The organism is Halobacillus sp. H74 (genome assembly GCF_052246715.1).
GTDB classification, from domain to species: domain Bacteria; phylum Bacillota; class Bacilli; order Bacillales; family Halobacillaceae; genus Halobacillus; species Halobacillus litoralis_A.
Map to the genome: position 1 here is coordinate 399549 of NZ_JBQQCI010000002.1, position 12785 is coordinate 412333.

Below are 12785 nucleotides of genomic sequence, written 5' to 3' on the forward strand. Positions count from 1 at the left end.
AATAACTGAATGGAAGTTGGTGGAAGTTATGAAACGTATTTTAGTAATTCACACAGGTGGAACAATTTCAATGAAAGAAAATAAAGAAACAGGCGAGGTCAATACTTCATCAAAACATCCACTTGATGAAATAACTACTCTATTGCGAGGAGAAACCGAAATTGAGGATGATATTCTCTTTTATCTCCCTTCCCCGCATATCAGACCTGACCATATGTTGAAATTAGGCAGGTATATCCATGAGCGTATGTCCAAAAAATCCTTCGATGGCATTGTCATTACACATGGAACAGATACTTTGGAAGAAACCGCCTATTTCCTGGATTTGTTTTTACAAACCAGAAAGCCTGTGGTTGTAACAGGAGCAATGAGATCCAGCAATGAAATTGGAGCTGATGGAATGTACAATTTGCTGAGTGCGATTCGCGTAGCAAGTTGTGATGAAGCGCAGGACAAGGGTGTGCTCGTTGTGATGAATGATGAGATTCATACTGCTAAAAATGTAACGAAAACTTCAACGAGCAATGTAGCGACTTTTCAAAGTCCACAATACGGTCCGGTTGGAGTCACTACGAAGAACGATGTGTTTTTTCATCATAAAATGACAAGACACGACTCTTATCCTGTTCAAAAGATTGATAAAAAAGTCTCCCTTATTAAAGCCTATGCCGGCATGGATGGGTCACTGATCGATGCGGTCACAGACAGCGGAATCGACGGAATTGTCATAGAAGCATTAGGTCAAGGAAACCTTCCCCCAGAGACAGTCGAAGCTTTGCAGCGTACTCTGACAAAGGAAATCCCCATTGTTCTTGTTTCCAGATGTTATCAGGGGATTGTCCAGGATACATATGGTTACCCTGGAGGCGGCAAAAAGCTACGCGAGATGGGGATTATTTTTGCCAATAGTTTAACAGGGCCAAAAGCACGTATTAAGTTGATGGTCGCCCTTGAAATGACACAAAACACAACAGAGTTGGAACATATGTTCAGTTAACTAACAAAAAAGGAGTCCTCTGATAGGACTCCTTTTCTTGTGTGAAAGAATTATTAAAATGACAGGAGAGGAGCTGGATTTCAGTTCCAATTATTCACTTTTAATTGATTCAGCGATTTTGCCTCCATGATGACGACCATTTTCAATGAAGATTTCATTATTATTATAGCCAGCTGCAATAACACCAGCGATGTAAATTCCGGGAACATTCGTTTCCATAGTGGCTTCATCGAAAGTGGGACGTCCGGTTTCCGAATCCATCTCAACCCCCATTCTAGTTAGAAAACTATGATCAGGGCGGTAACCGGTCATAGCAAAAACAAAGTCATTGTCTATGCGTTTTTCCTCACCGCGGCAATCATAAATGACTTCATCTTGTGTTATTTCCTTCACATTCGCACAGAATTCCATATCGACGATCCCTTTTCGGACAAGGGCTTCGAATTGAGGCAGAATCCAGGGTTTGATGCTCTTCGAATATTTTTCCCCTCTATAAAGCACTGTCACATGGGCACCTGATTTCTCCAATTCTAGCACGGCATCAGCAGCCGAGTTCTTCCCGCCTATGACGGCAACCTTTTTATTGAAATAAGGGTGTGCTTCTTTGAAGTAATGCATCACTTTTGGCAAATCTTCCCCTTCAACCCCCATATAATTCGGTTGATCATAATAACCAGTGGCGACAACGATCTGTTCCGCCTTGTATACCGCCTCTACGCCCATCTCTTTTTCTGTATGAACTGTGAATCCATCATCGTTGCGAACAACCTCGAGAACTCTTTCATATGTGTTGACGCGCAGCTGCTTTCTATCAGCCACAGATCTATAATAAGCGAGAGCCTCATTACGGACAGGTTTTTGGCGTTCCGTAATAAAGGGGACCTCACCGATTTCTAATTTTTCACTGGAACTGAAAAAAGTTTGATGTGTCGGATAGTTATAAATGGAATTAACGATATTCCCTTTTTCTATGATCAATGGTTCAATTCCGCTTTTATTCAATTCAATGGCCGCACTCATTCCGCACGGCCCTCCGCCTATAATGATGACTTTTTCTTCCTGATGCACCTGCAACACTCCTCTTTCTATGCCAAGCTCTCCCATGTTCAAAGCTTTATTATATATTTGCTCTTCATTAATCAACGTTTTCGGTTAATTTATTGTTTTACTTTGGTCTCTTCAAAGACACCAGTCTAAAAGCTCTTTCTGATTTTTAACATAATAAAATCTCCTACCATAACAATGATAGGAGATTGTAAAAGGAGAATCAACCTATATCCACCCGCGGAATCTTGAAGCTTCAGCCATTTTTCGAACACCGACCATATAGGCCGCAAGACGCATGTCGACACGTCGAGTCTCTGCGGTACGATAAACATTATCAAAACCTTTTACGATGACTTTGTGGAGCTTTTCTTCCACTTCTTCTTCTGTCCAATAGTATCCTTGATTATTCTGTACCCATTCAAAGTAAGATACGGTTACTCCACCGGAAGAAGCCAGAACATCAGGAACGAGGAGGATATCCCGTTCAGAGAGGATTCTTGTGGCATCCAGGGTTGTCGGGCCATTAGCTGCTTCTACAATGATAGATGCTTTTATATTATACGCGTTATCTTCCGTGATCTGATTTTCAATCGCAGCTGGTACGAGAATATCACAATCGAGTTCAAGAAGTTCTTCATTTGTAATCGTATTTTTGAATAAGTTCGTTACCGTGCCGAAACTGTCCCTACGATCCAATAAGTAATCAATATCCAATCCGTCAGGGTCGTGTAAACCACCGTAAGCATCAGATATGCCAATGACTTTGGCTCCACGATCATGCATGAACTTCGCCAAAAAGCTGCCTGCATTTCCGAATCCTTGGACGACGACCCTCGCACCTTCGACATTGAAGCCTTTTTTCTTACAAGCTTCTTCGATACAGATGGTCACCCCTTTGGCAGTTGCTGTTTCGCGCCCGTGCGAACCGCCTAATACAAGCGGTTTACCTGTGATAAATCCAGGATTATTAAATTCGTCAATACGACTGTATTCATCCATCATCCATGCCATAATTTGTGAGTTTGTAAAGACATCAGGTGCAGGGATATCCTTTGTTGGCCCTACGATTTGACTGATGGCACGAACGTAGCCACGGCTGACTCCTTCAAGTTCGCGAAAGGACATCTCACGTGGGTCACAGATGATCCCCCCTTTACCACCACCGTAAGGCAAGTCGACGATTCCCGCTTTCAAACTCATCCAGATAGACAGAGCTTTCACTTCTTTTTCGGTAACGTTCGGGTGAAAACGAACCCCACCCTTTGTCGGCCCCACAGCATCGTTATGCTGTGATCTGTAGCCTGTGAATATTTTGATATGGTCATTGTCCATACGCACTGGAATTCTTACTGTCATCATACGTACAGGCTCTTTCAACAATTCATAGACTTCGTTTGGGTATCCTAATTTATCAAGTGCCTTTTTGACCACTGTCTGAGTGGACTTCAACACGTCAAGTTTATCGTTGTTTTCATTTGCTGAATCTGTTGGCTTATCGGCTACCATCCATTTACCTCCTATATCAATCCATTCGATTAGGGCTCTTCTTTCAGTGATTAGTATACACGTTCCCTACATTTAAAGAAAGCGGTAAATACACCTTTTATGATTGATTTCAAAAAGAAATTGTAAGCGATTACACTTTTTTCTTCTTATTCACTCCAGAAAGTTCGACAAATTTTTGAATCAAGTCATCATAACTCATCCCTACTGCTTGAGCGGAGTCAGGAAATAGACTTGTAGGTGTCATGCCAGGCAATGTATTCACTTCCAGAATAATGGGTTCGTTATTCTCATTAATGATAAAATCAACACGGGAATAGACGTCGCAACCAAGCAACTGGTGTGCCAATACAGCATCTTCCTGAAGTTGAGCTGTCATTGAATCTTCAACTTTGGCGGGAACGATATGTTCACTCCCCCCGGGTTTATATTTTGAATCAAAATCGTAATAATCATTCTTCGGAATAATTTCGATCACCGGGAGTGCATGTTCCTTCCCTTTTAGACCGATGACCGGCACTGTCATTTCTCTTCCCTTAACATAGTCTTCAACAAGAATCATTGAATCAGATTGTGCTGCCATCTGAATGGCTTCCATGACTTGTTTTTCCTCTTTGACAATCGTCAGACCTAGTGTGGAGCCTTCTTGATTCGGTTTTATGACAAAGGGCAGCGAAAACTTATCATTGATTTCTTTTTCAATGGATGCAAACTCCTCTTCCCCAGACACATCATAGACCTCGCTCTTTGCTGTATAAAGACCATTCAAAGAAAAAATTTGTTTGGATTTCGCTTTATCCATAGCCAGGGCGGATGACAATACCCCTGAGCCTACGTAGGGGAGGCCGATCATATCCAGTAGACCTTGTATCTTCCCGTCTTCTCCAAAGCGACCATGCAAGCCGATGAAAACGAGGTCTACGTCCAACTGGAGGATTTCTTCTATTCGTTCCGGGGAGAAGTCGATTTCAATGACTTCGTGGCCTTTATTATTTAACGCTTTTATTATTCCCTTTCCCGTCGACAAGGAAACTTCACGTTCTCCAGAAGTTCCACCATATAAAACCGCAATCTTCATTGTTTACACTCCATTTCATACCTCTGTATATTAAATAACACCAGTTATCATCTTAACATGTTCCTTATCCTGCTTCTATTCAAAAATAAAAAGAACGAAGCTTTTTTGAAGCTGCGTTCTTACAGGTTATGAAAAATGTCTATAAATGGTTTCACATGCATGACTGTCCATGATCTCTTTGCCATATTCTATCAAACGATGCGATGTAGCCGCTGTCGCACAGGCGAATTCGGACAACAAAGCAATAACTTGATCTTGATCCAAGTGAAGTATATCTTCATCACGAATAAGCATATAATAATCCTCGTCATAGTAATAGACACTACCACCGATAACATCCAATTGGTACAGTTGTATACCTGCGCTGATGACATCTTCAAAATCAGCGAAAGAGAACATCATTTCTTTACTTTCATCCAATGTGACTTTCATTTCAATATAATCTTCATCTTCCTCAAGATCGTCAGGTTCCGACTTCGTGACAACGACTAACATTCCTTGCGCCTGCAATAAGTAGACTTGCACAAGTAACACACCCGTGAGCTCGACCCCAAGTTCTATACCAGCTTCGTACATCATATCACTGAAAATCCGATGTACTCTCGGCAAGTCATTCCAAAGCTCTTCTCGAGACAAGCCCCTATCTAATAAATCATCAAACGTGAGAAAAATTTTGAATTTCTCATTCGTCATTCTTTCTACTCGCACATGATCGCCCCCCCTGTCACGATGTGTGTTATCTATATCTTATGATGACTGATGCGATTATGGCACCTTTTTTCAAATTATATCCGACCTTTTGGGCAGGGGGCAAATTTTTTATATACTTTCGAGCCGCTGAAAGTACAATAAGCATTCAACGCTTATTTAACCATGCTTCCCAATCTTTCTTGGAGTTTCCGACAATAAAAGGATGAATTAGCTTTTTGTCGATTTCTGATAGGCGGTCATACGCATATCCACCGAGACCAATATTCAATTCCGGGTACTGTTGTTGAAGGGACTCCGCTAGTTTGACTGTAATCGACATATTCTTTTTGAGCGTGCATGACATGAACATATAGGTGGGATCAATTTCATCAATGATAATATCGATGTCCCCCCCTGCTATACTCTGGCCAAGATAAATGACATCGTATCCTTTGCGCTTTAAAAACAACGCGAAAATAAGCAGCCCCAACTCATGCCGTTCGTTAGGACCACAGACAAGCAGCGCTTTTGGGAGCATGCGATCAGAAGGGATGGAAATAAGCATCATACCAATTCTGGACCTGATGAATTGGCTGGCGAAATGCTCATGTGCACTGGTGATTTTATTTTCTTCCCATAAATCCCCGACTCTCACGAGTAATGGTCCGATAATATCAATGGCAACTGTCTCAGGTGTGAACAAGCTGAAAGCATGATCAAGATGGCGCTGTGCTTCGTTTTCTTCAAAGGATAGCAATCCGTTGAGGAGATCGTCGCCTATTTTTTCAAGTTGAGAGGCAGATTCAAAGTGATCGGATTCTGAAACTACCTCTTCGTTGCTTTCAAGTAATGAAACTGCTTGAGAAATCGTAAATCCTTTGTTGACCTTTTCCATCAACCATTTCAATATTTTGATATGATTGTCTGTATATAAACGATGACCAGCCTCATTCCTTGATGGACGAATCATTTGATACCTGCGTTCCCATGCACGTAAGGTACCAGGCTGGATACCAAGCATTTGGGAAACTGCTTTGATATTGTATTTTGCCTTAGTTGTTGCCATATGCGCCTCCACCTGTTTATTTTCCTTTATTATATAAGAAGTCTAAAGGGTGTGTAAAATTCGTATATTCTTTTTATAACTTTTGAGTAAGGATTTATTTTTCAGACTTCACACGTATTACATGACATTCAGCTTTGGTACCTAAACGGAGCGAGAACAAAGATGTGCCGTAGCCTTCACTCACAAGGATTGTTCGGGCCCCACTTCTTGACCATCCGCCTCGTTCATACGGTCCCATGCCAAAAATACGAATTTGGCCGCCATGGGTATGTCCGCTCAATACTAAATTGAAACGATCCTGGTCTTCCTTATTCATTCGGGCAAAAACATAGGGGTCATGTACACAGAGAACTTGATAACCATCAAGATCATTTATATAGGAAGCATTTCTTCGCGGCTGCAGAAAATATGGATCCAATCCACTCAGCACGATATTCTTCCCCTGAGAGACCTCTACCGTTTCATCCACATTTGATAGCGGACGAATACTATTCTCCTGGAGCACCTCAAGAACCGCCCCTGTCTCGAATTCATGATCATTATTACCCGGAATAAAGTAGACAGGTGCTTTCCATCGTTTTAACAGAGTCAGATTTTTTTCCAGCCGCTCAGAAGATGTTCTCTTATCCACCAGATCTCCTCCGATAATGACCACATCTACCATCCCTACCTTAGAAAGTGTTTCTTCGCGGAGTTTACGTTTATGTATATCTGAAATGAAAAACAAGCGCAATTCATCTATTTCTCCAAGGGAAGCATCAGTGATCTCACGCACATCCAAGTGATCATGATGAGCACTGAACCACATGAATAATATTAGAGAAATGCCTGCAACCAATAATAAAAACAGGACCCATAACAATATTCTCCGCCCCCTTCACTTTAATAAATGAAATATCATCTTATCACAAAGTCCTTTCTCATAAAAAGCCGCTATGCTCCTAGAAGAGCATAGCGACTTTTTTATATCTCCTTGACACTTAATATTCTGAAACCGGTTTTTTCTAGTTTCTTAGTGAAGGCTTCGATATTGTCATTGTCTTCTATCTTCATTACGATCCGTCTAGCCAATTTGTCCGTTTCATCGAAAGTAGCTAAAGAAATGACATTTTCATGGTAACTCTTGAGGATATCTCCGAGTCTTTCGATTCTCCCGGATGATTCTTCTGAAGTGAAGGCGATACGGACCCCCTTCTTCTTCACGCCGAATGCACTTTCAAACTGTTCAATGACATCATACCGTGTGACCAACCCTTGAAACTGCAATTTTTGATCGACGACAGCCAAGACAGAAAAGCCTTTGAACATAGGAAGTGTTCTCTCAAATACTTCTTCATCATGGATGTGATATTCCTCATGTTCTGCAATATCACCAGCTGTCGTACTTCTCAAGAATACATCTTTGTCCATCTTTTCTGTGGAATTAAAGAATGCACGAAAGATGATTTCTTTAGAAACCATCCCTTTAAAGATCCCGGAAACTACGACGGGCATGGCTTCGATATCTTTCTGTTCCAAAACTTCCAGCACCTCGGACAGCGAAGTTGATCCTTGGGCAGTGTACGATCTATGGGCTGGCTTCATAATACTTTTGACAAACATACGCTCACCTCTTTCTTTTCCTAATCACAAATGTAATTCGCTGAAGAGACCAGATATTCCTGCTTGTTTTCGAATAGGACAAGTGCTGTCCACATAATATTTTGAAGAAAAGGATGTGATGATGGATGTACACCCCGATTAAATGTTACCAACCTTATCACGGCCCGAATGATCCATGTCCACCAAGGAAAATCGCCTGTTACCAGACTCCGCCGAATCTTTATTTAGGGTTCCAGCCGCCGAACCTTCCCCAATTCTCCATTCAGGAAGCGTTGTATAAGGGCACTTTATGGCCTTGTTTATTCGATCCCTACCCTACCCCGGTCCAGAAAGGAGATAAATGATGAAGCAGGCGCCTAACCCTGGTGCAGATCGTTATGCACTGATGGAGAAAATTCAAATGGTAGACTTTGCACTTGTTGAATTGACGCTTTATTTAGATACACATCCGCAAGATTCCCAAGCGATCCAACAGTTTAACCAACTTGCAGTCGAAAGCAGAGATCTAAAAACAATGTATGAAAAACAGTTCGGACCCCTCCGGCAATTTGGGGGCAGTTTCTCAGGGTACCCCTGGAACTGGGGTGACAGCCCCTGGCCGTGGCAACTGTAAAATTGAGTGAATAACACACGAAAAAGGAGGGCTCTTATGTGGGTTTATGAAAAAAAGCTGCAATACCCTGTGAAAGTGTCAGAATGCAACCCGAGACTTGCGAAGTATCTGATTGAGCAATACGGGGGTGCTGATGGAGAATTATCTGCTGCACTGCGTTATTTGAATCAAAGATACAGTATACCGGATAAGGTGATCGGTTTACTGACAGATATCGGCACAGAAGAATTCGCACACCTCGAAATGATTGCTACAATGATTTATAAATTGACGAAGGATGCCACTCCAGAACAAATGAAAGAAGCGGGGCTTGGGGCCCATTACGCCAACCATGATCATGCCTTGTATTATAACAATGCCGCTGGAGTTCCATGGAACGCTTCGTATATTCAAGCGAAAGGAGATCCAATCGCTGACTTGTATGAAGACATCGCCGCAGAAGAAAAGGCTCGCGCGACGTATCAATGGATCATCAATATGTCGGATGATCCTTGTTTGAACGATAGTCTTAAGTTTTTACGCGAAAGGGAAATTGTTCACTCCCAGAGGTTCCGCGAAGCAGTCGAGATACTTAAATTCGAAAGAGACAGAAAGCAGATTTATTAAATGGCATCCCCCTTCAGCCATCATTATCTCACGTTTATCCCACACCTATACGCTCTACTGTGATTTCTTCATGGTAGGGTGTTTCTTCTTGAATGATCTCCGGTTCCATGAACGTTCCTTTGAACCATTCATCCCAATATGGATAGGACAAGATCAAACTGATCAAAACAATAAAAGCGATTAGCAAGAATCGAATCCATAGGTTGCTGACTTTCCACTTCGTCTTTGCAGCTTTCGACTGATGCACGTCTTTTCGCGGTGGGAGGTCCAGCACATCTAAATCTTGCGCTTCATAACCGCCTTCATCTTTATATGACCTCAACTTTTCTGTTTGATCTCTTTGTTCTTCACTCATTCAGCCCACCCCATTTACCAAAACGTATCCAAAAGGCTAACACTAAATCGATGATGAAGTGTGCCGTAATCGTTACAATTAAACTGCCTGTAATCTCGAACATATATCCAATAAAAAAACTTACGAACAAGACAGATATGAAAAGGACGATTTTTGTCAAATACCTGATATGCATGACCGCAAATAATAAACTAGCTGTTATGTAGCCGAACTCAGTGTGCAATACACCACGAAAAAGCATTTCTTCACTGAATGCAACCAAAAAAGTAATCCCGATTATGCCCTGGATCGAACGGTTTTGGAAGACTTTCACATTAATACCGCCATCATCGTACATCCGTTCAGGTAAACTATACATGAGTACATAATCGATGAGAAGAACCATAAGTCCCGGCAGGACCCCGAACCATATCCATTGATTCATATTAAGGTTAAATTGTTGCGTCCACCCATCCCAGAATGATTCAAACAAAATGACACTCCCGATAATCGACATGCTAAATATGATCAGCTGTGTCAATATTAGCTGGAGTGTCACCTCTTGATCACTCATTTGTTTGATGATTGTTGCTTGATCCTTACGTTTCATAAGTTCCTCCCTGCTGAAATATCACTCGCAGACGATCCTTCCACGTTACAGAATGTACCTTTTCCTGGTCTTCATTAAACGAAAGATCATTCACACGAAAGTCACAAGCATCACAGCAAGGAGCATAAGGCGGACGAATATATTCTTGGAAAGGTTTGTATAATTCTTCCCTTCTACACTTCGTATGATGAATCCATCTCAACATCTCGGTCAGTTTATTCTGTTTATAAATCCAGCGTTCTTCAAGAATTCGGAGTAGCTTCTGTTGAAAAGTTGAGGGAATATCTTTCAATAGCCGGCCTTGTATTAAGTCAGCTTCTTCGAATTGATATTTGATAAAATTCCATTGAGACTCTGAAAATTGCATATCCTCAAGAACCTTCTCATCATCTGGAAGTACGCTGCCTACAAAGGATTCAAGATACTGCATGATTTTAAAGAGACCACTCTTATCCGGTAACTCACTTTGAATCAACATTTGAGGAAGGTAGTGATCCTTAGGGGTGAATAATAAGAGACTTGCCGAAGTTTCACCGTCTCTCCCTGCTCTTCCAATCTCTTGTATGAACGATTCGAGTTGAGGAGGAAGGTGAAAGTGGATGATAAGCCTGATGTTCTGCTTATCCACACCCATCCCGAAAGCGCTGGTACAACAGATGACATCCAATTGATTGTTCATGAATTGCTGCTGTACAAGCATACGGTCGGTCTGATCCATGCCTCCATGATAAAAGGAGACACGATGATTCAGTTTCTTTCTCAACTCAAAGGTCACTCTCTCAGCCCATTGCCTGCTGGAAAAATAAATCATAGTCGGAGCCTGGTTTTTCTCCAGCACATGAATGATCCGTTTTATCTTTTCTTCCGGTGAAGTATATTCCTCGACTGCTAAACTGATGTTTTGCTTATCCATTGGATAGATCCGTTGATTCATAAATGGAAGTTTGAGCCTATCCATAATATCCTGCTGGACTTCTTTCGTCGCTGTGGCGCTAAGAGCCAGCACAGTAGGTTTTCCCAATGTTTCTATCGTTTGATAGAGTTTTAAATAATCGGTTCTGAATTCATGACCCCATTGGGAAATACAATGGGCTTCATCTATGACGAAAAGTTGAACATCAACTCCCTCAAGCGCTCGCTGCAACCACTCATTTTGGAGCATTTCCGGGGATATATAAACCAATGAATATTCATTCAAGCGCTTCATCACAGCCAACTTCTCATTACGCTCCATAAAACTATTCAGCGCTGTCACAGATTTATAGCCGTTCGCTTTCAATTGTTTCACCTGATCGATCATCAGAGAAATCAATGGAGACACAACGATCGTCGTTCCCCCCAGCAGCTTGGCAGGCAACTGATAACAAAGCGATTTTCCTATACCAGTAGGAAGGATACCAAGAACGTCCTGGCCACTCAGCACGTCTCTGATAATCGTCTCCTGTCCTTCACGAAACTCGGAAAAGCCGAAGTGTTTCTCTAAAGGGGCCTTAAGATCATGAATTGTCATAGGCGTATCCTTCCTTTCTCTGAGTCTGACGGCCAGCCATAGCCAGCCGCAGCTCAAAATAGTCATATTTACCATCAAAGGCCTCGTGGATATGTTTCAGTCTCTGTGTATCTAAATGGCGAGCCTTCTGGAGAATCTCATCTACATCATCAGGGTGTATAAAAGGTTCGATTGAAAAATGGGGGATAACCAGCGCTGCTTCAACGATATGATCTTGAATCGTACTCCTCTTCAATCGCCTTAATGTAGTGACCTCCTCTATACTCAACCCTTGATTTAAATACTGATAGGTTTTCTGAGCCGAATGGGTGATCATATGAGAGGAGTCCAGCCCTTTTGTGCAAAGGTGCAAGACCGGATATTTTTCCTGACCTCTCTTCCCACGCCAGAAAAGGATGTGATACATATGAAAAAGGCATATATAAACATCCTCACGAGTGAGTTGGAAGCGATTTTGCAACTGTTCAATGGTCAAACCGATGATTCCACCGCCCGACAATCGATAAGCAAACAACTCAGCTTCTATTGATGAACGTTCCGCTAACAATTGAGAAATTTCCTGATGAAGCGATTGGACAAGCTGTGGTACCTTTTGTTGAACATTGGCATACACCGCTTTCACCCACTTCTGCACTTCCGGATCATCAATAATTGGTACAAATGAAGTAATATCTGCCTGCAGATTTGTCGCCGTTTGTGTAAGCAAATTCAATCTCCGCTCAAACACAGGGATGATAGCGTGCAGCTCCATTCCTTGAAAAGAATCCAGTAAAGGGCCATCATAGTCGTGTAGTTTCTTTTTTCCCTTAGCTGTCAAGACAGGAAATACTCCATTTTCTAACGAAATTTCTCGAAGATCCAGGATTTCTTCAATGTGTCGATCCAACTCATTTCTTTTCAGACTAGGAAATACTCCGAAATAATGATCTAAATTGTAGCCTTTGGCATCCTGCATCGTTTGAGAGGATCTTTTTCCGGTTAGTAAATTATAAATTCCAGATAACGTACGCTCCCCTTTAAAGTGATCTATGCATACCTTCAAAATAAAATCGAACACCTTTTTCCCTCCTTTCTACCGTTTTATGTAAAGTCATTCAAGTTGAAATGCACAACGAGGCGATTTACAATA

At 41.8% G+C, this 12785-nt stretch carries 15 protein-coding genes; 4 read left to right on the forward strand and 11 right to left on the reverse strand.

Annotated elements, in window-relative coordinates:
* The first annotated feature begins 28 nt into the window (after positions 1-28).
* Complete coding sequence (locus ACTWPX_RS05255) at positions 29-997, forward strand: asparaginase (protein ID WP_443118789.1); 969 nt, start codon at positions 29-31, stop codon at positions 995-997.
* 90 nt (positions 998-1087) lie between these two features.
* Here ACTWPX_RS05255 and ACTWPX_RS05260 read toward each other — a convergent pair whose 3' ends face one another.
* From ACTWPX_RS05260 to ACTWPX_RS05290, 7 genes are all read right to left on the reverse strand, one after another.
* A complete protein-coding gene (locus tag ACTWPX_RS05260) occupies positions 1088-2101 on the reverse strand; it encodes a YpdA family putative bacillithiol disulfide reductase (protein ID WP_443118790.1) in 1014 nt (337 codons plus the stop codon).
* Between the two features lie 168 nt (positions 2102-2269).
* Positions 2270-3550 carry a Glu/Leu/Phe/Val family dehydrogenase gene (locus ACTWPX_RS05265; protein ID WP_128522520.1) on the reverse strand — a complete coding sequence of 427 codons (1281 nt, stop codon included), beginning with the start codon at positions 3548-3550 and terminating at the stop codon, positions 2270-2272.
* Between the two features lie 130 nt (positions 3551-3680).
* Positions 3681-4625: a D-alanine--D-alanine ligase gene (locus ACTWPX_RS05270; protein WP_443118791.1), complete on the reverse strand. Its 945-nt coding sequence runs from the start codon at positions 4623-4625 to the stop codon at positions 3681-3683.
* 126 nt (positions 4626-4751) lie between these two features.
* Positions 4752-5333: a genetic competence negative regulator gene (locus tag ACTWPX_RS05275; protein ID WP_443118792.1), complete on the reverse strand. Its 582-nt coding sequence runs from the start codon at positions 5331-5333 to the stop codon at positions 4752-4754.
* Between the two features lie 148 nt (positions 5334-5481).
* Entirely contained in the window at positions 5482-6381 is a 900-nt protein-coding gene (locus tag ACTWPX_RS05280) for a MerR family transcriptional regulator (RefSeq protein WP_281975465.1), read from the reverse strand.
* 94 nt (positions 6382-6475) lie between these two features.
* Entirely contained in the window at positions 6476-7243 is a 768-nt protein-coding gene (locus ACTWPX_RS05285; protein WP_443118793.1) for a metallophosphoesterase, read from the reverse strand.
* Positions 7244-7344: 101 nt separating this feature from the next.
* The gene (locus tag ACTWPX_RS05290) at positions 7345-7983 is read right to left on the reverse strand and encodes a CBS domain-containing protein (RefSeq protein WP_443118794.1); all 639 of its coding nucleotides are present in this window, start codon (positions 7981-7983) and stop codon (positions 7345-7347) included.
* Between the two features lie 125 nt (positions 7984-8108).
* On the opposite strand from ACTWPX_RS05290, the gene ACTWPX_RS05295 reads away from it, so the two are divergent.
* From ACTWPX_RS05295 to ACTWPX_RS05305, 3 genes are read left to right on the forward strand one after another with little or no spacing between them, the layout of a single operon-like run.
* Positions 8109-8327, forward strand: a complete 219-nt coding sequence (locus ACTWPX_RS05295) for a spore coat associated protein CotJA (RefSeq protein WP_128522514.1) — start codon at positions 8109-8111, stop codon at positions 8325-8327.
* On the forward strand, positions 8327-8596 hold the full coding sequence (locus tag ACTWPX_RS05300; protein ID WP_128522513.1) for a spore coat protein CotJB: 270 nt from the start codon (positions 8327-8329) through the stop codon (positions 8594-8596). The genes ACTWPX_RS05295 and ACTWPX_RS05300 overlap by 1 nt, the downstream gene beginning before the upstream one ends.
* 36 nt (positions 8597-8632) lie before the next feature.
* Positions 8633-9202, forward strand: a complete 570-nt coding sequence (locus ACTWPX_RS05305; protein WP_443118795.1) for a manganese catalase family protein — start codon at positions 8633-8635, stop codon at positions 9200-9202.
* A 34-nt stretch (positions 9203-9236) separates the two neighbouring features.
* Here ACTWPX_RS05305 and ACTWPX_RS05310 read toward each other — a convergent pair whose 3' ends face one another.
* The 4 genes from ACTWPX_RS05310 to ACTWPX_RS05325 are packed head-to-tail and all read right to left on the reverse strand — an operon-like array spanning position 9237 to position 12713.
* Positions 9237-9557, reverse strand: coding sequence for a hypothetical protein (locus tag ACTWPX_RS05310; protein WP_443118796.1), 321 nt, complete (start codon positions 9555-9557; stop codon positions 9237-9239).
* The gene (locus tag ACTWPX_RS05315) at positions 9550-10146 is read right to left on the reverse strand and encodes a lysostaphin resistance A-like protein (protein WP_443118797.1); all 597 of its coding nucleotides are present in this window, start codon (positions 10144-10146) and stop codon (positions 9550-9552) included. The genes ACTWPX_RS05310 and ACTWPX_RS05315 overlap by 8 nt, the downstream gene beginning before the upstream one ends.
* A complete protein-coding gene (locus ACTWPX_RS05320; protein WP_443118798.1) occupies positions 10136-11656 on the reverse strand; it encodes a RecQ family ATP-dependent DNA helicase in 1521 nt (506 codons plus the stop codon). The genes ACTWPX_RS05315 and ACTWPX_RS05320 overlap by 11 nt, the downstream gene beginning before the upstream one ends.
* The gene (locus ACTWPX_RS05325) at positions 11643-12713 is read right to left on the reverse strand and encodes a helix-turn-helix domain-containing protein (RefSeq protein WP_443118799.1); all 1071 of its coding nucleotides are present in this window, start codon (positions 12711-12713) and stop codon (positions 11643-11645) included. The genes ACTWPX_RS05320 and ACTWPX_RS05325 overlap by 14 nt, the downstream gene beginning before the upstream one ends.
* Positions 12714-12785 lie beyond the last annotated feature (72 nt).

Bases quoted from the DNA above. Each gene is read 5' to 3' on its own strand.
- ACTWPX_RS05270 (WP_443118791.1), bottom strand. From the start codon at position 4,625: ATGAAGATTGCGGTTTTATATGGTGGAACTTCTGGAGAACGTGAAGTT.
- ACTWPX_RS05320 (WP_443118798.1), bottom strand. From the start codon at position 11,656: ATGACAATTCATGATCTTAAGGCCCCTTTAGAGAAACACTTCGGCTTT.
- ACTWPX_RS05265 (WP_128522520.1), bottom strand. From the start codon at position 3,550: ATGGTAGCCGATAAGCCAACAGATTCAGCAAATGAAAACAACGATAAA.
- ACTWPX_RS05280 (WP_281975465.1), bottom strand. From the start codon at position 6,381: ATGGCAACAACTAAGGCAAAATACAATATCAAAGCAGTTTCCCAAATG.
- ACTWPX_RS05260 (WP_443118790.1), bottom strand. From the start codon at position 2,101: ATGGGAGAGCTTGGCATAGAAAGAGGAGTGTTGCAGGTGCATCAGGAA.
- ACTWPX_RS05305 (WP_443118795.1), top strand. From the start codon at position 8,633: ATGTGGGTTTATGAAAAAAAGCTGCAATACCCTGTGAAAGTGTCAGAA.
- ACTWPX_RS05290 (WP_443118794.1), bottom strand. From the start codon at position 7,983: ATGTTTGTCAAAAGTATTATGAAGCCAGCCCATAGATCGTACACTGCC.
- ACTWPX_RS05310 (WP_443118796.1), bottom strand. From the start codon at position 9,557: ATGAGTGAAGAACAAAGAGATCAAACAGAAAAGTTGAGGTCATATAAA.
- ACTWPX_RS05300 (WP_128522513.1), top strand. From the start codon at position 8,327: ATGAAGCAGGCGCCTAACCCTGGTGCAGATCGTTATGCACTGATGGAG.
- ACTWPX_RS05295 (WP_128522514.1), top strand. From the start codon at position 8,109: ATGTACACCCCGATTAAATGTTACCAACCTTATCACGGCCCGAATGAT.
- ACTWPX_RS05255 (WP_443118789.1), top strand. From the start codon at position 29: ATGAAACGTATTTTAGTAATTCACACAGGTGGAACAATTTCAATGAAA.
- ACTWPX_RS05315 (WP_443118797.1), bottom strand. From the start codon at position 10,146: ATGAAACGTAAGGATCAAGCAACAATCATCAAACAAATGAGTGATCAA.